This window comes from Pseudomonas sp. ABC1, from assembly GCF_013395055.1.
Lineage (GTDB): Bacteria > Pseudomonadota > Gammaproteobacteria > Pseudomonadales > Pseudomonadaceae > Stutzerimonas.
On sequence record NZ_CP058349.1, the window covers coordinates 3165855 to 3186477 of the forward strand.

At 63.2% G+C, this 20623-nt stretch carries 19 protein-coding genes and 1 riboswitch; of the genes, 8 read left to right on the forward strand and 11 right to left on the reverse strand.

Going from position 1 to position 20623, the window contains the following annotated elements:
* The first annotated feature begins 12 nt into the window (after positions 1-12).
* Positions 13-366, forward strand: coding sequence for a dihydroneopterin aldolase (gene folB / locus HW090_RS13850; protein WP_179114062.1), 354 nt, complete (start codon positions 13-15; stop codon positions 364-366).
* Positions 357-890, forward strand: coding sequence for a 2-amino-4-hydroxy-6-hydroxymethyldihydropteridine diphosphokinase (gene folK / locus HW090_RS13855; protein WP_179114063.1), 534 nt, complete (start codon positions 357-359; stop codon positions 888-890). The genes folB and folK overlap by 10 nt, the downstream gene beginning before the upstream one ends.
* Before the next feature lie 71 nt (positions 891-961).
* Here folK and HW090_RS13860 read toward each other — a convergent pair whose 3' ends face one another.
* The gene (locus HW090_RS13860) at positions 962-2008 is read right to left on the reverse strand and encodes a hypothetical protein (RefSeq protein ID WP_179114064.1); all 1047 of its coding nucleotides are present in this window, start codon (positions 2006-2008) and stop codon (positions 962-964) included.
* A 123-nt stretch (positions 2009-2131) separates the two neighbouring features.
* On the opposite strand from HW090_RS13860, the gene HW090_RS13865 reads away from it, so the two are divergent.
* The gene (locus HW090_RS13865) at positions 2132-2689 is read left to right on the forward strand and encodes a hypothetical protein (protein WP_179114065.1); all 558 of its coding nucleotides are present in this window, start codon (positions 2132-2134) and stop codon (positions 2687-2689) included.
* A 195-nt stretch (positions 2690-2884) separates the two neighbouring features.
* Here HW090_RS13865 and HW090_RS13870 read toward each other — a convergent pair whose 3' ends face one another.
* From HW090_RS13870 to HW090_RS13885, 4 genes are all read right to left on the reverse strand, one after another.
* Positions 2885-3367, reverse strand: a complete 483-nt coding sequence (locus HW090_RS13870) for an OmpA family protein (RefSeq protein WP_179114066.1) — start codon at positions 3365-3367, stop codon at positions 2885-2887.
* Between the two features lie 13 nt (positions 3368-3380).
* The gene (locus HW090_RS13875) at positions 3381-4646 is read right to left on the reverse strand and encodes a diguanylate cyclase domain-containing protein (protein WP_179114067.1); all 1266 of its coding nucleotides are present in this window, start codon (positions 4644-4646) and stop codon (positions 3381-3383) included.
* The gene (locus HW090_RS13880) at positions 4643-5077 is read right to left on the reverse strand and encodes a YfiR family protein (protein WP_179114068.1); all 435 of its coding nucleotides are present in this window, start codon (positions 5075-5077) and stop codon (positions 4643-4645) included. The genes HW090_RS13875 and HW090_RS13880 overlap by 4 nt, the downstream gene beginning before the upstream one ends.
* A gap of 382 nt (positions 5078-5459) precedes the next feature.
* Entirely contained in the window at positions 5460-6698 is a 1239-nt protein-coding gene (locus HW090_RS13885) for a multifunctional CCA addition/repair protein (protein WP_179114069.1), read from the reverse strand.
* 194 nt (positions 6699-6892) lie between these two features.
* Between HW090_RS13885 and HW090_RS13890 the strand changes: the two genes are divergently transcribed.
* The 3 genes from HW090_RS13890 to HW090_RS13900 all read left to right on the forward strand — a co-directional run bounded on the left by HW090_RS13890 (position 6893) and on the right by HW090_RS13900 (position 11020).
* On the forward strand, positions 6893-7399 hold the full coding sequence (locus HW090_RS13890; protein ID WP_179114070.1) for an RNA polymerase sigma factor: 507 nt from the start codon (positions 6893-6895) through the stop codon (positions 7397-7399).
* Complete coding sequence (locus tag HW090_RS13895; RefSeq protein ID WP_179114071.1) at positions 7396-8337, forward strand: FecR domain-containing protein; 942 nt, start codon at positions 7396-7398, stop codon at positions 8335-8337. The genes HW090_RS13890 and HW090_RS13895 overlap by 4 nt, the downstream gene beginning before the upstream one ends.
* 187 nt (positions 8338-8524) lie before the next feature.
* On the forward strand, positions 8525-11020 hold the full coding sequence (locus tag HW090_RS13900) for a TonB-dependent receptor (protein ID WP_179114072.1): 2496 nt from the start codon (positions 8525-8527) through the stop codon (positions 11018-11020).
* Positions 11021-11086: 66 nt separating this feature from the next.
* Here HW090_RS13900 and ppnN read toward each other — a convergent pair whose 3' ends face one another.
* From ppnN to ahcY, 3 genes are all read right to left on the reverse strand, one after another.
* A complete protein-coding gene (ppnN, locus tag HW090_RS13905; RefSeq protein WP_179114073.1) occupies positions 11087-12457 on the reverse strand; it encodes a nucleotide 5'-monophosphate nucleosidase PpnN in 1371 nt (456 codons plus the stop codon).
* A 136-nt stretch (positions 12458-12593) separates the two neighbouring features.
* Positions 12594-13439 carry a methylenetetrahydrofolate reductase [NAD(P)H] gene (gene metF / locus HW090_RS13910; RefSeq protein WP_179114074.1) on the reverse strand — a complete coding sequence of 282 codons (846 nt, stop codon included), beginning with the start codon at positions 13437-13439 and terminating at the stop codon, positions 12594-12596.
* A 100-nt stretch (positions 13440-13539) separates the two neighbouring features.
* Complete coding sequence (gene ahcY / locus HW090_RS13915) at positions 13540-14934, reverse strand: adenosylhomocysteinase (RefSeq protein ID WP_256930675.1); 1395 nt, start codon at positions 14932-14934, stop codon at positions 13540-13542.
* A 163-nt stretch (positions 14935-15097) separates the two neighbouring features.
* A riboswitch (S-adenosyl-L-homocysteine riboswitch) is annotated at positions 15098-15180 on the reverse strand.
* A gap of 245 nt (positions 15181-15425) precedes the next feature.
* On the opposite strand from ahcY, the gene HW090_RS13920 reads away from it, so the two are divergent.
* A complete protein-coding gene (locus HW090_RS13920; RefSeq protein WP_179114076.1) occupies positions 15426-15872 on the forward strand; it encodes a cytochrome c in 447 nt (148 codons plus the stop codon).
* A 227-nt stretch (positions 15873-16099) separates the two neighbouring features.
* Positions 16100-17521 (forward strand): bifunctional D-glycero-beta-D-manno-heptose-7-phosphate kinase/D-glycero-beta-D-manno-heptose 1-phosphate adenylyltransferase HldE, encoded by a 1422-nt coding sequence (hldE, locus tag HW090_RS13925; protein WP_179114077.1) that lies wholly within the window; start codon positions 16100-16102, stop codon positions 17519-17521.
* A 47-nt stretch (positions 17522-17568) separates the two neighbouring features.
* On the opposite strand, the gene HW090_RS13930 is transcribed toward hldE, so the two are convergent.
* From HW090_RS13930 to HW090_RS13940, 3 genes are read right to left on the reverse strand one after another with little or no spacing between them, the layout of a single operon-like run.
* Positions 17569-18444 (reverse strand): metal ABC transporter ATPase, encoded by an 876-nt coding sequence (locus HW090_RS13930; protein WP_179114078.1) that lies wholly within the window; start codon positions 18442-18444, stop codon positions 17569-17571.
* 21 nt (positions 18445-18465) lie between these two features.
* Positions 18466-19272: an aldo/keto reductase gene (locus tag HW090_RS13935; protein ID WP_179114079.1), complete on the reverse strand. Its 807-nt coding sequence runs from the start codon at positions 19270-19272 to the stop codon at positions 18466-18468.
* Complete coding sequence (locus tag HW090_RS13940; protein ID WP_179114080.1) at positions 19269-20447, reverse strand: FAD-binding oxidoreductase; 1179 nt, start codon at positions 20445-20447, stop codon at positions 19269-19271. Before HW090_RS13940 ends, HW090_RS13935 begins: the two co-directional genes overlap by 4 nt.
* Positions 20448-20623: the final 176 nt, after the last annotated feature.

Genomic DNA, 20623 nt, shown 5'->3' on the forward strand with positions numbered 1-20623 from the left:
AGGAGAGTTGAGTTGGATACAGTATTTATCGAAGGGCTGGAGGTCGACACACTGATCGGCGCCTACGACTGGGAGCGCGGTATCCGTCAGTGCCTGCACCTGGATCTCGCCCTTGGCTGGGATATCCGCCCCGCGGCGCAGAACGATGAGCTGGACAAGGCGCTGGACTACGCCTGTGTCATCGCCCGGATCGATGCATTCGCCCAGGCTTCGCGCTTCGAACTGGTGGAGACGTTCGCCGAACGGCTGGCCGCCTGCCTGATGACGGAGTTCGGCATTCCCTGGGTGCGTCTCAAGGTGATCAAGCCTGGGGTCAATCCCAGGGCTCGTGGGCTCGGCGTGGAGATCGAACGCGGATGTCGCTGACGCCGGTTCTGCTTGGGCTGGGCAGCAATGTCGAGCGCGAGAAACACCTGACGGCCGGCCTGGACGCGCTTTCCTCGCTGCTGGTCGGTATGCGCTGCTCGCCGGTTTTCGAAAGCCTGGCGGTTGGCTACAAGGGTGACAATTTCTACAATCTGGTGGTCATGGGCCATTGCGAGTCCGAGCTGACGGAGCTCGACCGCCGTCTGAAATTCATCGAAGCCGACAATGGTCGCTATGCGCCGGATCGCAAGGGGCTGCCCCTGGATATCGACGTATTGACCTTTGGTGATCTGCACGGCGATTTCAATGGGCTGGTCTTGCCGCGCATGGAAATCCTGCGCAATGCCTTCGTCCTCTGGCCCCTGGCGCTGCTGGCGCCAGAGGTACGGCATTCGGGCAATGGCAGGTGTTTCGCCGACTTGTGGCGGGACGCGCAAATCGACCAGCAGCTGTGGCCCGTGCCGTTTTTCTGGCAAGGCCGGTCATTGACTCCGGATGAATTGCTGGAGGCGTATCCGAAGTAGCGGGGTGTTCGCTCCAGCAGTGGGCGGTAGCCCAGGCACGCAGGCCATCCGTCGACAGCCGGAGCGGGGCATCAATTTTTCCAGCATTTGGGGAAACGCTCACATACGGAATAGCGTCGATCTAGGTCTGCCATCCGGTTTATGTGCTCGCTGAGGGCTTCCCTTATCAAGTCCCTGCTCACGCGCTCGTAATGTTGCAGCATCAGGTTGTTGGTGGTGAGCATCTTGCCCAGGTCGGCCGTTTCGCTATCAGGCGCCAGCTCCTTGATCTGCTCTGTATCGAGTTGGCGCAAGCGCGTTCGATAGTCGTCTTTGTAGCGTTGCAGGGCTCGACTCTTCTGCAGCGAGACGTCACGTGCAAAGCGTTCCATGCTGTCGCGATATTCGGTCCAGTAAGTTTCCGGCAAGGCGAAGCCGATCTGCGCCTTGCGCTCGACGATGTTTTTCTCGATCGATTCGTCCTTGCCCGCTTTCTCGGTATTGTCCTCAGCGCCAGCCTTCATCTTCTCGATGATGCTCTCGTCGATGATTCGATCGATCAGCGCGGCGCGCTCCGGCGTGTCGGGCAATGTCTCGGGAGCCTTCGGGAACAGGGCGTTGCGCCCGGCACAACTGGGAAGACCTTTGTTAACCAGAATGACGTTTGTGCGGACGACCTTGCCCTGAACCTGGTCCAGGCGCTTGAGCGCCGACACACACTTGCTGCCAGCGTAGTTGAAGGTCAACTCGTATTCCGAGCCGCTTTGCGGCGTAAAGTTGAATGCACCGCCGCACACGCTGCCTGTGCTCACCGAGTTTGTGAGCAGAAGCGTCTCCTGGCCTGGTTCGAGACGGATCTCCAGGTAAGCCTTGGCATCTGCCGGTGGTGCCGCACGCATTTCCGCTCGGCGTTTGGTGTTGGCGGCGAACAGGTTGTTCAGCAGCCCGGTGGTTCGACCATCACAGTGCTCGGCATCGAGCAGGCTGAGGGTGGCACTGTCCATGTCGCTGATGAAGCGCAGCTTGGCTGCGTCAGGCGCAGTGCTGTCGGGGTATGAGCCATGGAAGCTGCAGCCGACTGACAAAGCTGCGGCGGTGATCAGCGCAACGGCCGTGCGAAGTGAGCGAATATATGTCATGGAGTGTGTCGCCCTTGATACATGGGGAGCGGGGCGGTGATCCTAATGAACGGTGTCATGGTCGTCCAGCAGAGCTGCTCGGGACCGGTGCACTGGTATTCGTCGATTGATTGGGAGTGAAGGATGTTCGGTGTACGTCAGCTGCTGGTTGTTTTTCTGCTGGGAATCATTGCAGGCTGCTCATCAATGCCCGAGGAGATGAGCCTTGGCTCGAAGGTCTATTCGGAGAGAAACGCCGGTCTGGTGGTTGGCGCAATGGTCGGCAGTGGCCCTTATGGTACTTGGCTCGAATTTCGCGAAATCAATACGGATAAACGATTCGGCTGGGCGGTCAAGGATTACTACTCGGCCTGGCTGCCTGCGGGCGAGTACGAAGTTTCCTCGTTGGGTTCGCGACGCGGAGTGATGGGCCCCTATTCCGGCTCGCTGCGTTTCAGTGTGAAACAAGGCGAGGTCAACTACCTGGGCGAGTTGGTTTACGGTTGCGCTGCCGAGAGTCGCCCGGCTGCGCTATATGGCGTCATGAATTGCGGGTTCCTGGCGCTCGGCAGCTGTTCGGTGCCATCGCCCAGTGTGGGCGTCTGCATGGTCGACAGACAGGAACAGGCATTGCGCATCTTCCTGAAGGCGCACCCTGAATATGCCGACCTCCCTGTTCGCTCCTCAACCATGGGCAGATGATCGTGGATGAGTGAGGTCGTGTGATTGCCTCGCTCAGTGCCATGCCTTTCGATGCCTTTGGCTTGCCAAAGGCGTATTTGGCAAGCTCAGCTACTCTTAATGGTCCGCCTGGCGTTTGGTTCGGTACGCTTGTGCAGGTGGCCCGTGAACTGTTCGAGCTCAGCCGCCAGTACCAGCCTTGAGCCCATGAGGTTCCTAGGGCGCGCCGACGATGATCACCACGCGGCGGTTCTCGCTGCGCCCGGTGGCGGTCTCGTTGCTGGCGATGGGCTTTCTCTGGCCCATGGCGCGTATCTGGATGGCATGCTCCGGCATGCCGTTGCCGATCATGGCGTCGGCGACGGTCTGGGCGCGCCGTTGGGATAGCTGCTCGTTATAGGCGGGCCGGCCCTGGTCGTCGGTGTGCCCTTCCAGAATGATGTCGTCGATGCCCACGCTGGTCAGCGCGCGGGTGATGCGTGTGATCAGTTGCTGGCTGTCGCTGGATAGCTGTTCCGAGTCGGTCTCGAAGAGCACCTTGCCCTGGAGTCCGAACTCCCAGCCTTCTTCGGTCCAGACGAAGCCCTGGGCCTTGAGCATGGCGACCTGCTCTGGCGTTAGGCCGGCGGGCGGGGTGCTCTGGCAGCCGCCCAGCATGAGGATGGCGAGTAGGCCGATGAGGTATAGCGCATTACGCATGGTGCAGCTCCTGTCAGTGTTTTCCGTGTCGTTCTGTGGGGGAGGCCAGGTGCCGGCCGCTCTGGTGCTGTTTGGCGTGGTACATGGCCAGGTCCGCCCTGTGCATCAGGCCCTGGGAGTCGCCGGCATGCTCGGGGAAGAGGGCGATACCGATGCTCAGTGAGGCGGTCAGCTGTCTGTCGTTGGGCAGTGGCAGCGGGACCAGCAGGCTTTCGAGAATCTTGTCGGCGACGTCCAGTGCGTCGTTTTCGCCATGCACCGGCTTGAGCAGGATGGCGAATTCATCACCGCCCAGGCGGGCGACGAGGTCGCCCGTGCGCAGTTGCAGGCGCAGGCGTTTGGCGATGCCGGAGAGCACCGCATCGCCCGCCGCGTGGCCGAAGCAGTCGTTGATTTCCTTGAAGCGATTGCAGTCGATGAACAGCACCGCGCAGCGCTGGCCGCTCGCCTGGTTCTCGCGCAGGGTGCGGGCCAGGGTGGTCTCGAACAGTGCGCGATTGGGCAGGCCGGTGAGCGTGTCATGGCTGGCCAGGTGCGACAGCGAAGCGTTTTCCCGCTGCATGTGGTTCTGCCAGGTTTCGAGCTCGTCGAGCAGGCTGTTGAAGTCGCCGGCCAGGTTGTCGATTTCGAGGATGCGCGAGGTGGGGACGCGCTGTTCGAAGGTGCGGTCGCGGGAGATCACGTGGGCGACTTCGGACAGGCGGCGTAGCGGCGTCATGATGACCCGGCGCATCCGTCGCGAGCTGTGGAGTGCCATGAGGATGCTGAACAGCAGGCCGGCCAGCAGGGTGAGCAGGCCGTCGATCAGGAAACGGCTCAGGGCGCTGCCCTGGCTGCTCAGTTGCAATTCGCCGATGACCTTGCCCTGGTGGGTGATGGGCAGTGTCAACGGTTGTTGCATGAGCAGGTTGGCGACTTCGCGCTCCATGCGTCGCACCGGGCCGGTATCCGGTGTGTTCCAGTTGGCCAGCAGCTTGCCGTGGCGATCGAGTACGAGGACCTCCGCGATTTCCTCGGACGCGGTGGCGATCTGCTCCAGGCTTTCGTGGGCGGCGGCGCGGTCGTTGAACACGACGGCGGCTTCCAGCGTGTAGGACAGGGAACGCGCCAGCAATTGCAGGTTGTGTTCGGCGTAGCTGCTCAGCGCCAGCAGGCCGGTCACTGTCAGCGACAGGAAGGTCAGGCCGATGGCGGTCAGCAGGCTGGAGAGCTGGGTCCGCTGCAGGAGTTGGTGCAGCGGCAGGCGCGACTCGCTCGGGGGGCTTCGTCTACGGTTCATGATTTCTCCCGTAGCCGCTTGCCCAGTTGCAGCACCCGGGGATGTATCTTGAGGCCGCTGCGGGCCACCGCGTCGAGGTCGACCTTGAAGGACGTCGACTCATCCGTGACATGCAGACAGAACAGGCTGCCTTCGCCACAGGATTCCGCGCTCTCGCTGATGCTGAGAATGGGGTAGCCGACCAGGCGTTCGAGCAGTTTCTGGCGCGCCGCGTCAGGCAGCACGCCGACATAGACCGCTTCGCAGGCGCTGGTCAGTTGCGGGTCGTCGAGCAGCAGACGGCGGCTATGGACCGGACGCTGGGACTCTTCAGCCTCGCTGGCCAGCAGGATGTCCGTGTACTGGGTTGGCGCCACGATGCACAGGCGCAGTTGCTGCGGGCTGTGCGGCCATTGTGCGTAGCCGAGAATGCCCTGGACGACCTGGGCCACTTGCTCGCCCCGCTGGAGAGCCCGGTCCGGCGGGACCTGTTCGGTGGGCGGGGATGCATGTGCCAGGCTGGCGAGCAGCAGGCATGGACCGACGTATCGTCCAGTCTCTGAGACAAGGCGTTTCAATGGGCGCAAGCGTCTATCTCCGAGGATGGGGCGGGTTCTTTTTCGTGTGGCTTCGCATCACGGTGGCAGTTTTATAATTTCGCCATGTTGACGCTAATCTGGCGTCAAAAAACGCAATTTATGCGAAGTCGGCGTATGGGGGCATAGCCTATCAGCGAGGCGTGAAAGCGTCATTTGCTGTTTTCATGCAGGCAGTGACAGGGGATTGCGTATGAACGCCGCGAGCCCTTGCCCCGAGGGCTCGCATGCCGGGTTATCAGTCCGGTTGCTGGCGGTGTCGCTCGCGAAAGCGTTTCAGGCGTTCCAGCCGTTCACGTTCTATTGCCTGCCCCAGTTCGGCGCCTTGCAGGCCTTGCTCCAGCAGGGGCTGGACGGCCACCTCACGCGCCTGTGCCGCGGCTTGCAGCAGGTAGGCGCTCTGGGGGTAAGGGCGTTCCTCCAGACCCAGGCGACCACGGGCATCCATTTCGCAGGCTGCGACGAATTCACTGAAGCGCTGCGGGCGGCGGAAGGTGTCGAAGCGCTGTAGTAGCTCCAGCAGGGTCGTGGCCTTGAGTTCCAGTGCGCGGTGGCAATGGGTGTGCAGTTCCGTCGTCAACAGGGCCAGTTCGGCGAATTCGCGAGGCACCCTGTAGCGCTGGTTGATAGATTTCACCAGGCGCACGCCCCTGTGTTCGTGGGCGATATGGTGCGGCCATTCCGCCTCGGGCGTCAGGCCCTTGCCGACATCGTGCAGCAGGCAGGCCCAGCGGACGCCCAACGGTTGTTCATGGTGCGCACATTGACGCAGTGCCATAAGGGTGTGGACGCCGGTATCCACTTCCGGGTGGTGGGTGGCCGTCTGTGGCACACCGAACAGCGCATCCACCTCGGGCAGTAGTGCATGCAGGGCACCGCAGTCGCGCAGCGCCTGGATGAACAGGTCCGGGCGCGGTTCCATCAGGGCGCGGGAGATTTCCTTCCAGCAGCGCTCGGCGGTCAGTGCCGAAAGCTCGCCCGATTCGGCCAGTTGGCGCATCAGGGCCAGAGTTTCCGGGGCGATGCTGAACCCCAGTGGTGCATAGCGTGCGAGAAAGCGCGCGACACGCAGCACCCGCAGCGGGTCTTCGGCGAAGGCGGGCGAGACATGCCGCAGCAGGCGCGCCTGCAGGTCGCGTTGTCCGCCATAGGGGTCGATCAAGTGGCCCTGGTCATCCTCGGCGATGGCGTTGATGGTGAGGTCGCGGCGGATCAGGTCCTGTTCCAGCGTGACCTCCGGGCTGGCATGGAAGACGAAGCCGCCATAGCCCGTGCCGCTCTTGCGCTCGGTGCGTGCCAGGGCATATTCCTCGCCGCTCTCCGGGTGCAGGAAGACCGGGAAGTCGGACCCGACCGGACGAAAGCCCTGCGCCAGCATTTCCTCGGCGCTGGCGCCCACCACGACCCAGTCCACTTCACTCACATCGCGACCCAGCAAACGGTCGCGCACGGCGCCACCGACTCTATAAATCTGCATAACCACCTCCGGAGCGGGGAAGGATAGAGCCCGCGAGGCGAAGCGCAAAGGGCTGGCGAAGCGGATTCATGCGGGTTGGCGGGCGCGGGGCGGATGCGCTGGGCGGTCGAGGCGGCTTTCGATGTGGTTTGTTGAAAATCATTGTCACCTGGAATAGCCTGCCGCCTTCCTTGCCTCCGGTGACATCCCAAGACATGTCGGACCTTTCCGATCCCCGCCTGCTGGCACACGAATTCCAGTTGCATACGCGAGAGTTGCGGCACTACCTCGCTCGTCAATTGGGCAGCCATGAGATCGCTGCTGACCTGTGCCAGGAGATTTACCTGCGCCTGAGTCGTAACCCTCCACAGGACACGGTGGAAAATGCCCGTGCACTGTTCTTCCGGGTCGCGCGCAACCTGCTGATCGACTATCGCCGGCAGCAACAGGCACGGCCGTTGGCCGAGGCGCTGGACGAACAGATCGAGTCGAGCGCTCCCGGGCCGGAGCTGCAAGCCATGCAGCAACAGCAACTGGAGTGCCTGCAACGCGCCCTGGCCGGTCTGCCCCTGCACTTGCGTCAGGCGCTGTTGTGGAATCGCTTCGAGGGACTGACCCAGCGGGAAATCGGCGAGCGCCTGGGCGTGTCGGAAAGCATGGCGGGGCGTTATGTCGTCAAGGCCATCGAGTACTGCCAGCAATGGATGGGGGAGAGCCTGTGAGCGAGAGCCGTGATGACGCGATCCAGGCTGAAGCGCGGGAGTGGCTGGTACTGCTCAACTCAGGGCGTGCCACACCCGCGCAGCGGCAGGCACTGCAGGCCTGGTGCGATGCTGATCCTCTACACGCACAGGCATGGGCGCGGCAGCAAGCGTTCTGGGCGTTGCTGGGGCAATTGCCGCAGTCCCAGCAGGCGTCGTTGCTGGAGCCACCTGTACCACGCCGACGCTTGCGGCGGTTCCTGCTGCCCGCCCTGGCTGCCTGCCTGGTGCTGGCCTTCCTGCTGCCGCCATCGTTCTGGTTGCGCGGGTGGGCGGATCATTACGTCCCTGTGGGGGAGCGCCTGACCCTGACTCTGGAGGATGGCAGCGTTCTCAGGCTCAACGGCGGCAGCGCCATCGACTGGCGGCAGGACGGGGCGTTGCGAACAGTGCGTGTCTACCGTGGCCAGGTCGATTTCCAGGTGGCAGCCGATCCTGGGCGTCCCTTTGTGGTCGAGGCGGGTGCGGCCCGTGTGCGAGTGACCGGCACTCGCTTCGAACTGAGCGGTGAGGCGCAGCACTGGCGACTGCTGGTCAGTGAAGGGCGTGTCATCGCCAGCGATGAGCAGGGTAATGAACGCGAGACCACGGCCAGCCAGCGCATCGACTGGCTGGATGGCCGAATGTCCGTGGCGAGCGGTTTCGACGCCAGTGAGGCGAGTGCCTGGCAGCGTGGCAAGATGGTCTTCAAGTCCCGGCGGCTGGACGAGGTGCTCGATGAGTTGGCGCGCTACCGGTCCGGGCGGGTGCTTTTGCTCGGTGATGATTTGCAGGCGCTGCGCATTACTGGCGTATTCGACGCCAACCGACCCGAGGCTGTGCTGGAGGCTATCAGCCATAACCTGCCAGTGGACATGACCCGCTTGCCGGGGCTGGTCCTGATTCGTCACGCACCTTAGAACTGGCTCGCGATCACGCGAGCGACGCCCGCCGTAGGGTGCGCCATGCGCACCGATTGCGGCTACACCAGCCAGTATTTCTGAAAATTCCATTCGACAGGTTCAGAAATCCACAGCGATTTCGTCTCCCTGGCCGCGAATGCAAGTTGATTGCATTTAACGCTGCCATAACCACAAGGGAAACTTCATGATCCTGAAACGCCATCGTCTGGCCGCCGCCGTTCTTGCGGCTCACCTGGGGCTTGCCCTGCCATTGAGCGCGCAGGCGCTCGAGCTGGATATCCCACGCCAATCCCTGGAGTCGGCGCTGGTCGATCTGGCCGAGCAGGCGAATGTTCGTCTGTTCTACAGCGCCGAGCTGACTCGCGGGTTGCAGAGCGCCAAGGCGTTGAAGGGCGACTACGCGCTGGATGTGGCGCTGGAGCAACTTCTGTACGGCAGCGGGTTGCGTTGGCAACTGGGGGAGGATGGCAGTGTAACGCTGGCCCCCGCCCTTGAAAGCGCACTGATGGAGCTGGAGACAACCAGCATCATCGCTGGCCAGGGCATGGGCGAGTCTACCGAGCACTCGCGCAGCTACACGACGGGGTTGGTCAGCGTGGGTTCGAAGACCCCGACCAGCCTGCGGGAAACACCGCAGGCGGTGTCGGTCATTACCAGCCAACTGATTCAGGACCGGCATCTGACCGATCTGGCCGATGCGATGAGCCTTGCACCCGGTATCACGTCCACGCATTCCAATAGCCGGATGATGGCGTTCTACTCTCGCGGTTTCGCCATCCAGAGCATTCAGGTCGATGGCGCCATGCCCATGGCGTTCAATGGGCAGGCCGGGAGCTTCTACTCGGGGAAAGTCTATGACCTGGCCGAATATGACCATGTCGAGATACTGCGTGGCTCGGCGTCGCTGTTCGCGGGGGCGGCTGATCCGGGGGGCATGATCAGCCTCGTGCGCAAGCGCGCCCTGCCCGAGTTCCAGGCGAAGTTCGATGTGTCGGCGGGTAGCTGGGACAATTACCGTACGCAAGTCGATGTGACCGGGCCTCTCGTGGAGAGTGGCGCGGTGCGCGGGCGGGTGGTCACGGCCTACACCGATAAACAGTATTTCGTGGACCGACGCAGCACGGAAAAGAACTTCATCTATGGCGTGCTGGAAATGGACATCGCGCCGGAAACCATGCTGACCGTGGGTGGCAGTTATGAGCGGGTTCACGAAAATGGCGCGGGAACGGGGTTGCCTCGTTATAGCGACGGGCGCGACCTGAAGCTTTCCCGCAGCACGTCGCTGACCCAGAACTGGTCTTATCAGGACCTTCGTTCCCAGGAACTGTTCGTCAAGGTCGACCATGCCCTGTCCGATAACTGGAAGCTCAACAGCGCCTATACCTACACCCATGACAGCAACAATGGATTGGGTGGCTTTGGTCTGAATGCCGTCAACCCCGTCACCTTGAAGGGGCCTATCTGGCTGGGAAGTTACACGGATTCGAAGAGCAAGCAGACGCTCTTCGATCTCAACCTCTCCGGGTTCTTCGACGCCTTTGGCCATACCCATGAGTTGCTGGTCGGAGCGGACTGGCAGCGGGTCACCAGCCAATGGAGAGGGGCGCCCGGGCCGTCTGGCAAGGGTGGAAGCGTTGATGTGTTCAATGTGGGCTCGACGCCCTGGAATCATTATCCGGTCAGCAAGCTCTTCTATGAGCGCTACGATCCCAACACCCAGGTGCAGTACGGCGCCTATTCCAAGCTGGTGCTGCAACTGAGTGATCCGCTCAAGGTCGTGATCGGCGGGCGCCTGGCGCGCTACAAGTTCGAGCAGAAAGTCCATGATGCCTACACCGCGCCGAATGGCAGTTGGCAGGTGTCCTCGAACATCGCCATGCGCGAGCCAACGCATTTCGTCCCTTATGCCGGCGTCATCTACGCCCTGGACTCCCAGTGGTCGCTTTACTCCAGCTATTCGGAAATCTTCCGGCCGCAGCAGAGCTTGTTGAAAGGCCCGGAGACGAGCGGTGTGACGGTCGATGCCATGACCGGGAAGACCTACGAGGCCGGGGTGAAGGGCGAGCTGCTCGACGGGAAGCTGAATGTCAGTGCCGCCATCTTCCACACCAAGCGCGAAGATGGCGCGGTGCGTGACAATCGCTACCAGGGCAGTTCCGTCCTGTTTGGCGGGAGCTGCTGCTACCTGAACCAGGGCGAGGTGATCAGCAAGGGATTCGAGCTGGAGGCCAGCGGCGAAATGTTGCCCGGACTGCAAGGCATCGCCAGCTACACCTACAACAATAATGAAGACCGCAGCAGCGGTGCTCCCTTGAGCACGATCACGCCCAAGCATTCGGTCAAGTTGTGGGGTGTCTGGCAACTGCCGGGGCAGTTGGCGCGCTGGAGAACAGGGGCCGGGGTCAATGTGCAGAGCGCTACTTATGTCAGCGGCCTGGCCAGTCGCTTCGACAGCAATGGGCAGGAGGTCGAGAGAAATATTCCGTTCGACTATTCCCAGAGTGGTTATGCGGTCTGGAGTGCGCTGCTGGAGTACCAGGTCGATGAACACTGGTCGCTTGGCCTGAATGGCAACAACCTGCTGGACCGCAGGTACTACCAGACGGTGGGCAGTGCATCGAACGGCAACTACTATGGCGAGCCGCGTAACTTCGTGCTGAGTTTGAGCGGGACGTTCTAGCGCGGATTGCCTGGTCGTATGCGGGCGAGCGTACTTTCAGTGGCAGTACGCTCGCCGCGCCTGCGGCTACTTGACCTGATAGCACGGCTCATAGGCCGTGCCGCCTGGCAGCTTCATGCGGTGCTGCTCGACGAAGGCGCGCAGGAGCTGGTCCAGTGGTCGCATGATCGTCGGGTCGCCCTGGATCTGGTAGGGGCCGTGTTCTTCGATCAGGCGGATGCCGTTTTCCTTCACGTTGCCGGCGACGATGCCGGAGAACACCCGACGCAGGTTGGCGGCCAGTTCGTGCAGGGGCAGGTCGTGGTTCAGTGGCAGGTTGGCCATGTTGGCGTGGGTCGGTTCGAACGGGCGTTGGAAGCCTTCATCGATCTTCAACAGCCAGTTGAAGTAGAACGCATCGTCGTGCTTGCGTCGGAACTGCGTGACTTCCTGTATGCCCGCCTTCATCTGCCGCGCGACTTCGATCGGATCGTCGATGATCACCTGGTAGCGCTGTTGCGCCGCCTCGCCAAGGGTCGCGCCGATGAAGGCATGCAACTGGCGCAGGTAGTCTTCGGCGCACTTCGGCCCAGTGAGTAGCAGCGGGAAGGGCAGGTCGCGGTTGTCCGGGTGGGTGAGGATGCCGAGCAGGTAGAGGAATTCCTCGGCGGTGCCGACGCCGCCGGGGAACACGATGATGCCGTGGCCGACGCGGACGAAGGCTTCCAGGCGTTTCTCGATATCCGGCAGGATCACCAGCTCGTTGACGATCGGGTTGGGCGCTTCGGCGGCGATGATGCCGGGCTCGGTCAGGCCGAGGTAGCGACCGCTGAGGATGCGCTGCTTGGCATGGGCGATGGTGGCGCCTTTCATCGGCCCCTTCATCACGCCGGGACCGCAGCCGGTGCAGATATCCAGCCCGCGCAGCCCCAGTTCATGGCCGACGCGCTTGGCGTATTTGTATTCCTCCATGCCGATGGAGTGGCCGCCCCAGCACACCACCATCTTCGGTTCCTTGCCGCTGCGTAGGGTGTGGGCGTTGCGCAGCAACTGGAACACGTAGTCGGTGATGCCCTCGGAACTGCCCAGGTCGGCGCCTTTGCGCTCCAGCTGGCTCTGGGTGTAGACGATGTCGCGCAGGGCGCTGAACAGCATCTCGCGGGTGCTGGCGATCATTTCCCCGTCGACGAAGGCATCGGCCGGCGCGTTCAGCAGTTCCAGGCGGATGCCGCGATCCTGCTGGTGGATGCGCACCTCGAAATCCGGGTAGGCCTCGAGGATGGTCTTGGCGTTGTCGCTGTGCGAGCCGGTGTTGAGGATCGCCAGGGCGCATTGGCGGAACAGGTCGCAGACGCTGCCGCTGCCGGTTTCACGCAATTGCTGGACTTCGCGCTGGGAGAGGATTTCCAGGCTGCCACGGGGGCTGAGGGTGGCGTTGATCGTCAGGCGTTCAGGCATGGGGATTCCATTGTGGCGGGGTTCGCTGGCGCAGGAGCGTCCTTGCTGGCGAAACCTCTGCGGGCAGTGGTGTGCCATTCGCGAGCCAGCCCGCTCCTGCGGGGTCGACATAGGAGCGGGCCGATGCGCGAATCGTTCAGTTCGACAGCTTCAGGTTGTGCCAGATCGCCAGGCTGGGTTCGGCCTGGTTGAGGGTGTAGAAGTGCAGGCCCGGCGCGCCGCCGGCCAGCAGTTTCTCGCACATCTCGCTGATCACCTGTTCGCCGAAGGCCTGGATGCTCTCGATGTCGTCGCCATAGGCTTCCAGTTGCTTGCGAATCCAGCGCGGCAGTTCGGCGCCACAGGCATCGGAGAAGCGTGCCAGCTTGCTGTAGTTGGTGATCGGCATGATGCCCGGCACGATCGGCAGTTCCACGCCCAGCTTGCGCACACGCTCGACGAAGTAGAAGTAGCAGTCGGCGTTGAAGAAGTACTGGGTAATGGCGCTGTCGGCGCCGGCCTGGGCCTTGCGCACGAAGTTCTGCAGATCGTCTTCGAAGTTGCGCGCCTGGGGGTGCATTTCCGGGTAGGCAGCGACTTCGATGTGGAAGTGATCGCCGGTTTCCGTGCGAATGAATTCCACCAGATCATTGGCATAGCGCAGCTCGCCGCTGGCCATGCCCATGCCGGAAGGCAGGTCGCCACGCAGTGCGACGATGCGCTTGATGCCGTTGTCGCGGTAGAGGTTCAGCAGTTCGCGCAGCTCGGCCTTGCTGTCGCCGACACAGGACAGGTGCGGCGCGGTCGGGACCTTGATCTCGCCATCGAGCTGCAACACGGTGTTGACTGTGCGGTCGCGGGTGGAGCCACCGGCACCGTAGGTGCAGGAAAAGAAATCGGGGTTGTAGCCCGCCAGTTGGCGCGCCACGTTGAGCAGTTTTTCATGCCCGGCCTCGGTTTTCGTCGGGAAGAACTCGAAGCTGTAACGGCGTTCTTGAGACATGGAGAAGGTTCCCTTCCCAGCTCAAGCCACAAGCCTCAAGCCGCAAGCGGAGCGGTTTGGCGCTTGCTTGCAGCTTGTGGTTTGCAGCTTGTGGCTGCTGTTAGTAGCGGTAGGTGTCCGGCTTGAACGGGCCTTCGGCATTCACGCCGATATAGTCGGCCTGTTTCGACGTCAGTTGAGTGACGACGCCACCGAAGCCCTTGACCATTTCCAGTGCGACTTCTTCGTCCAGCTTCTTCGGCAGCACTTCGACGGTCAGGCGCTCGGCCTTCTTCTCGGCGGAGAGGTCGGCGAACTTCTGCTCGAACAGGAAGATCTGCGCCAGCACCTGGTTGGCGAAGGAGCCGTCCATGATGCGCGACGGGTGGCCGGTGGCGTTACCCAGGTTGACCAGGCGGCCTTCGGCCAGCAGGATCAGGTAGTCGTCGTTGTGCGGGTCGAAGCCATCCTTGCCGGTGCGGTGGATCTTGTGCACCTGCGGCTTGACTTCTTCCCAGGCCCAGTTGGCGCGCATGAAGGCGGTGTCGATCTCGTTGTCGAAGTGGCCGATGTTGCAGACAACGGCGCGCTTCTTCAGCGCCTTGAGCATGCCGGCGTCACAGACGTTGACGTTACCGGTGGTGGTGACGATCAGGTCGATCTTGCCCAGCAGCGCGGCGTCGATGCTGGCATCGGTGCCATCGTTGAGGCCGTTCTTGTACGGGGAAACCAGCTCGAAGCCGTCCATGCAGGCCTGCATGGCGCAGATCGGGTCGATTTCCGAGACCTTGACGATCATGCCTTCCTGGCGCAGCGACTGTGCCGAACCCTTGCCCACGTCGCCGTAGCCGATCACCAGCGCCTGCTTGCCGGACAGCAGGTGGTCGGTGCCGCGCTTGATGGCGTCGTTGAGGCTGTGGCGGCAGCCGTACTTGTTGTCGTTCTTGCTCTTGGTCACCGCGTCGTTGACGTTGATCGCCGGGACTTTAAGGGTGCCGGCCTTGAGCATGTCGAGCAGGCGGTGCACGCCGGTGGTGGTTTCCTCGGTGACACCGTGGATACGCTCGAGCAGTTGCGGGTATTTCTGGTGCAGGATTTCGGTCAGGTCACCGCCGTCGTCCAGCACCATATTGGCGTCCCACGGCTGGCCATCCTTGAGGATGGTCTGCTCGATGCACCACTCGTACTCTTCTTCGGTCTCGCCTTTCCAGGCAAACACCGGGGTGCCGGCGGCGGCGATGGCGGCAGCGGCCTGGTCCTGGGTGGAGAAAATGTTGCACGACGACCAGCGCACTTCGGCGCCCAGCGCGGTCAGCGTCTCGATCAGCACGCCGGTCTGGATGGTCATGTGGATGCAGCCGAGGATTTTCGCGCCCTTGAGCGGTTGGCTGGCCGCGTACTTGCGACGCAGGCCCATCAGTGCCGGCATCTCGGACTCGGCGATGATCAGTTCCTTGCGGCCCCAGTCGGCCAGGGAAATATCAGCGACTTTATAGTCGGTAAAAGCAGCGCTCATGCAGTAACTCTCCATTCGTTGTCTGCGATCGGACTGCGTGAAAACTACGGCGCTCGGACTGGCTGTGTCAGAAGCGGGCTTGGAATGCACATTTACAGTCGTAAACTCCGCTTCCGCGCCTGTTTCTGCCTTGCCGGTCCTTCGTTCGCTACGTTTTCACGCAGTCCGATGGGCGCCGTTGATGCGTGTGGTTAACGCCCCATCCGAGCCTGACAAGCCATGCTTGCTGCAGCGCCCCTCGGACAGGTGGCGGGCACGACCGGACGGTGCCGGTCGTGTGATCGGCGGCGATTATAGCGGTAGTGGGGGAATCACCCAAGCCTGGGCGTGACGGTTGAAGCCGGAAGCGCAATGCCCCGGGCATGCGCCATATCCATGCGCCACCCTACCGGCGCACGGCCGCTCGTGAGGATTCCGTAACACAGCCCATTTGTTTGCTGGACCGCCAGCGAGGATAATCCACGTTTTCCGTATGGTTGAGCGGTTGAACGATGAAACTGAGAGTTCTGGGGGTGTTCGTGGTTGCGGCGCTGGTCCTGGCTGGCTGCGGCGGTGTCGATCCCGATTCCCCGCTGGGCAAGCGCAAGGCGATTTTCCAGCAGATGCTCGATGCCAAGGAAAACCTGGGCGGCATGTTGCGTGGCCGCATGCCGTTCGACGGTCAGGCGTTCGCGATTGGCGCGGTGAAGCTGGACGAGCTGTCGAGCCAGCCCTGGCAGCACTACCCCGAGGTGCGCGAGAAGGAGTCCGACGCGCGCGACGAGGTCTGGGAGAAGCAGGCGCGCTTCAATGAGCTGGCGCGAGCACTGGAGGTGACCACTTCGGCCTTGCTCGCTGCGAGCCAGGTGCAGCCCTTGAAGCCTTCGGAAGTCGCCCCGGCCTTCCAGCAGGTCGAGGATGCCTGCTCGCTGTGCCACAAGGAATTTCGCTCGTATTGAGCGTAGGCGTGCAGGTTAATTGCATGATGTTTTACCCCCTCTCCCGCTTGCGGGAGAGGGCCGGGGAGAGGGTGGCGGGCGCAATAGCCCTCTCCCCCGGTGCCTCTCCCACGGGTGGGCGAGGGGAGAAAAGTGTCATGCGATTGCCTTGGGTGGACGTGCTTGCCTGAAGCCTGAAGCGTCCAGCCCTGTTATTCTTGGCTCCGTTTTTCCTGCGGAGTCGCCCGATGAAGTTGTCCATGCCCCGTTTCGACCAGGCGCCGGTACTGGTGGTTGGTGATGTCATGCTCGATCGTTACTGGCATGGCGCAACGTCGCGCATCTCCCCGGAAGCGCCGGTACCAGTGGTCAAGGTCGAGCAGATCGAGGATCGCCCGGGTGGCGCGGCGAACGTGGCGTTGAACATCGCCGCCCTCGGTGCGCCGGTGGCGCTGGTGGGGGTCACGGGGGCGGACGAGGCGCGTCAGAGCCTGGTCGACAGCTTGCAGGCGGCCGGTGTCGAGGCTCATTTCCAGGCCATCGAACATCAGCCGACCATCGTCAAGCTGCGTGTGCTGAGCCGTCACCAGCAACTGCTGCGGATGGACTTCGAGGAGTCATTCGATACCGATACGGCGGCCTTGCAGGCGTCCGTCGAGGGCTTGTTGGACGGCGTGCGGGTATTGGTGCTGTCCGACTATGGCAAGGGCGTCTTGAAGGATCACCAGGCGCTGATCCGTGCCGCTCGCTTGCGTGGTATTCCCGTGCTGGCCGATCCCAAGGGCAAGGATTTCGAGGTGTACCGTGGCGCTTCGCTGATCACGCCGAACCTGGGCGAGTTCGAGGGCGTGGTCGGCAAGTGTGTCGATGAGGCGGACCTTGTGGCCAAGGGCGCGGCGCTGATGGAGCAACTTGAGCTGGGGGCGCTGCTGGTGACGCGCAGCGAGCATGGCATGACCTTGCTGCGTCCGGGGCAGCCGGCCTTGCACCTGCCGGCGCGTGCCCGCGAGGTTTTCGACGTGACTGGGGCCGGCGACACGGTGATCTCCACCGTCGCGGCGGTGCTGGCTGCTGGCGAAGCGTTGCCGCTGGCGGTGGCACTGTCCAACCTGGCGGCCAGTATCGTCGTCGGCAAGCTCGGCACGGCGGCGATCAGTGCGCCGGAGCTGCGCCGCGCGATGCAGCGCGAAGAGGGCTCGGGGCGCGGTGTGATGAGCCTCGAACAACTGCTGCCGGTGATCGAGGATGCACACGCCCAGGGCGAGCGGGTGGTCTTCACCAACGGTTGCTTCGATATCCTGCATGCCGGCCATGTGACCTATCTGGAACAGGCGCGTGCCCAGGGTGACCGCCTGGTGGTAGCGGTCAATGACGATGCTTCGGTCAGTCGCCTGAAAGGTCCGGGCCGGCCGATCAATACGGTGGACCGGCGCATGGCGGTGCTGGCCGGGCTCGAGGCGGTGGACTGGGTGGTCAGCTTCGCCGAGGCCACGCCGGAGAACCTGCTACGCCAGATCAAGCCGGACGTGCTGGTCAAGGGCGGCGACTACGGCATCGAGCAGGTAGTGGGCGCCGATCTGGTACGTGCCTACGGCGGCGAAGTGCGGGTGCTGGGATTGGTGGAAAACAGCTCCACCACGTCCATCGTCGAGAAGATCCGCAACCAGTAGTGCGCCACGCGCACCGCAGCTCGCAGCTCGCAGCTCGGTGCCGGTCTTCAGGGGCGCACGTTGTCTAGCCACTCTTCCCAACGTATGCGCTCCTCCTGCACGACCCAGCCCTGCTGGGCGGCAAAGCCTTCGGACAGCCAGATGTCGCGGGTGTCCTGGCGCTTGGGCTTGCCTTTGGTCAGTGTCAGCAGTTCCGCACAGGGGCGTCCATGTTCCAGCGGGATCAGGTAGAGGTCGGGCTGGTCGCGGCGCAAACGCGCGATCAACTGGCCTTCCTCTAGGCATTCGTCGACATGGTAGAGGCTCAACTGACGGGCCTCGTCGGGAACGTCCAGGCGCATGTCGTAGACCAGTTGCAGCGATGCCGTGGGCAGGTGGACATAGGCGCGCGGGCGTTCCAGCAACGCTTGCGTGCCATGGTAGAGCTGGCGTGCGGCGCCGCTCAGGGAACTGAGGGCGAAGGTTGGGGTTTCCCGGTAGTCCAGGCTGCTCTCGTAGGGTGCAGGCAGCCAGGTCTCGCCAAAGCGTCCGGCCAGCCAGCCCTGGGGTGTTTCCAGCAGGCATTCCTCGGCGACTTCCTGAATCGCGGTCAGCAGTGGCAGTCCCACTTCCTGGGCCGGGACGTAGCCTGAAATCATCTTCAGCACTTCGTCGCCGCGATCGTTGCGTTTCTGCCGCACCAGGACCCAGTAATCCTGGCCCTGCCAGGAGAGCGTCAGGCGCACCGATACGCCCAGGTTGGCCAGTTCCACCGAGAAACGGTGCGGGTCATCGACGCTGATGGCGCTCCGCCGCTCCAGCATTTCGCTGAAGGCCAATGGCTGGCCCAGGCCGCGATAGACCAGTTGTTCCGGGGTCGCCTCGACGGACAGCGGCAGTGTCTTGAAGTGTCCGGGGGTCTTGCGCAACAGAATGGTGGACATGGGCTGTACTCGCTCCGTTGCTCACTGACTCAGGATTTTCGCCACCATCTCCACATTGCCGCGCAGGTGCGCCGGGTTGATGGTGCCGACGATGGCGCTGGTGACGCCAGGTTGTTCGAACAGCAGGGTAAAGCTGCGTTGCAGCGGATCCTCTCCGTCGGCCAGGCAGGCATGCCCGCTGGCCAGCGCCTTCTTGACCAGGATCGCCTTGCCGTGTTGCGCGGCATAGTCGATGACCGGCTGCTCGGCGCGCTCGTTCAGGTTATAAGTGACCATCGCACAGTCGCCCTGTTCCAGGGCCAGCAGTCCGCCTTCGGCGGTCTTGCCGGAGAAGCCGTAGGCGAGAATCTTGCCTTCGCGCTTGAGTTCGGCAAGGGTGGGGTACACCTCGCTGTTGCGCAGGATGTCCAGGTCATTGCCGTCCGAGTGTACCAGCAGCATTTCCAGGCGATCGGTGCCAAGGCGCCGCAGGCTGCGCTCCACCGAAAAGCGTGTGTGCGCGGCGGAAAAGTCGAAGCGTGACTGGCCGTCTTCGAACTCCTCGCCCACTTTGCTGACGATCACCCAGTCATCCCGCTGGCCGCGTAGCAGTGGGCCAAGACGTTCCTCGCTGACGCCATAGGCTGGTGCGGTGTCGATCAGGTTGATGCCCAGTTCGCGGGCCAGATGCAGCAGTTCGCGGGCCTGCTGGTCGTCGGGAATGCGAAAGCCGTTGGGGTATTTGACGCCCTGGTCGCGGCCCAGCTTGACGGTGCCCAGGCCCAGGGGCGAAACCCGTAGGCCGCTGCTGCCTAACGGGCGGTGGAGGTCATGCAGGCTGAGGCTCATGACAGCAGCCCTGTCCAGAATGGCTGTCCGGTCACGGGTCGCGGGAATGCAGGGCCGGGCTCGTGCTGTGCGGGCTTGATGCTCTGGTGCTGCAGGTGCGCGATGACGCGGTCGGCCAGGTCGGGCGAGAGCGCCAGCTTGGTCGGCCAGCCCACCAGCAGGCGGCCCTGTTCTGCGAGGAAGGCGTTGTCGGGGCGTGCCTGGTTGGATTGCGCCGGTTCGGCGCGATCCACCCGCAGGGTGGCCCATTGCGCGGCCGACAGGTCGAGCCAGGGCAGCAGGTCGGCCAGTTCGCGCTTGGCAGCGCCGATCTGTGCGGCCTCGTCGCGGGCCACGCCTGCGGCCTCGGCCAGTTCCCCGCCCAGGTACCAGATCCACTGGCCGTCAGCGGCGGGGTGGCTGGTCACGGTGATCCTCGGTTTGCTGCCGCCGCCCAGGCAGTGGGCGAAAAGCGGTTTCAGGGTCGGCCCCTTGAGCATCACCATGTGCAGCGGGCGCAACTGCTGGGCCGGTTGTTGCAGGCCAAGCCGCTGCAGCAGGTCCGCCGTACCGGCACCGGCGGTGAGGATGATGCGCCGTGCGCGGACGGCGTGGCCGTCAAGGACCAGGCCGATCAGTTCGTCGTTTTCATGCAGTGGCTCGATCGTCTGGCAGGCGACCAGGCTGTCCCCGGCCAGTTCGGCCATTCGTGCGACCAGGCTGGGGACGTCCAGCACCAGTTCGCTCAGGCGGTAGACCTTGCCCTTGAAACCAGGGTGTTGCAGCGGCAGGGGCAGCTCGTTGCCCTTGACCTGTCCGACCCGGGTGCGCACGGCCTTGCTGGCGAAGAAGCTGGTCAGGTTGCCGGCCAGGCTGCCGGGCGACCACAGATAGTGCGCGTCTGACAGCACGCGCACGCCGCGCAGGTCCAGCTCACCCGTACCCGCCAGGGCTTCGCGCCAGCGTTGCGGCATGTCTGCGATGGCTTCGGAGGCGCCAGTGAGCATGCCGCTCAACGCGTATTTGGTGCCGCCATGGATGATGCCCTGGGACCTGAGCGTCTGGCCAGCACCCAGCTCGCTGCGCTCGACGAGCAGGGTGCTGTAACCCTGGCGGCGCAGTCGGGCGTTCAGCCAGAGGCCGGCGATGCCGCCGCCGACGATGAGGATATCGGTGCTTGAAGATCTCTGGGACATGGTGCTCATGCTGCAACAGGAAAAGTGGCAAGGTACAAGCTGCACGCCAGAGCCTGCAAGCTGGAAGCCGGATCGTGGGCGTGGGTTGACCGGAGGTCGCCGGGTCTGCTGCCTGCCGCTGTGCGTAAGCCTCTGGTCCGGCTATAATCTGCCGCTTTCCTTTTCGTCAGGGTAGA

Bases quoted from the DNA above. Each gene is read 5' to 3' on its own strand.
- folK (WP_179114063.1), top strand. From the start codon at position 357: ATGTCGCTGACGCCGGTTCTGCTTGGGCTGGGCAGCAATGTCGAGCGC.
- HW090_RS13860 (WP_179114064.1), bottom strand. From the start codon at position 2,008: ATGACATATATTCGCTCACTTCGCACGGCCGTTGCGCTGATCACCGCC.
- HW090_RS13865 (WP_179114065.1), top strand. From the start codon at position 2,132: ATGTTCGGTGTACGTCAGCTGCTGGTTGTTTTTCTGCTGGGAATCATT.
- HW090_RS13870 (WP_179114066.1), bottom strand. From the start codon at position 3,367: ATGCGTAATGCGCTATACCTCATCGGCCTACTCGCCATCCTCATGCTG.
- HW090_RS13875 (WP_179114067.1), bottom strand. From the start codon at position 4,646: ATGAACCGTAGACGAAGCCCCCCGAGCGAGTCGCGCCTGCCGCTGCAC.
- HW090_RS13885 (WP_179114069.1), bottom strand. From the start codon at position 6,698: ATGCAGATTTATAGAGTCGGTGGCGCCGTGCGCGACCGTTTGCTGGGT.
- HW090_RS13890 (WP_179114070.1), top strand. From the start codon at position 6,893: ATGTCGGACCTTTCCGATCCCCGCCTGCTGGCACACGAATTCCAGTTG.
- HW090_RS13900 (WP_179114072.1), top strand. From the start codon at position 8,525: ATGATCCTGAAACGCCATCGTCTGGCCGCCGCCGTTCTTGCGGCTCAC.
- ppnN (WP_179114073.1), bottom strand. From the start codon at position 12,457: ATGCCTGAACGCCTGACGATCAACGCCACCCTCAGCCCCCGTGGCAGC.
- metF (WP_179114074.1), bottom strand. From the start codon at position 13,439: ATGTCTCAAGAACGCCGTTACAGCTTCGAGTTCTTCCCGACGAAAACC.
- ahcY (WP_256930675.1), bottom strand. From the start codon at position 14,934: ATGAGCGCTGCTTTTACCGACTATAAAGTCGCTGATATTTCCCTGGCC.
- HW090_RS13920 (WP_179114076.1), top strand. From the start codon at position 15,426: ATGAAACTGAGAGTTCTGGGGGTGTTCGTGGTTGCGGCGCTGGTCCTG.
- hldE (WP_179114077.1), top strand. From the start codon at position 16,100: ATGAAGTTGTCCATGCCCCGTTTCGACCAGGCGCCGGTACTGGTGGTT.
- HW090_RS13930 (WP_179114078.1), bottom strand. From the start codon at position 18,444: ATGTCCACCATTCTGTTGCGCAAGACCCCCGGACACTTCAAGACACTG.
- HW090_RS13935 (WP_179114079.1), bottom strand. From the start codon at position 19,272: ATGAGCCTCAGCCTGCATGACCTCCACCGCCCGTTAGGCAGCAGCGGC.
- HW090_RS13940 (WP_179114080.1), bottom strand. From the start codon at position 20,447: ATGTCCCAGAGATCTTCAAGCACCGATATCCTCATCGTCGGCGGCGGC.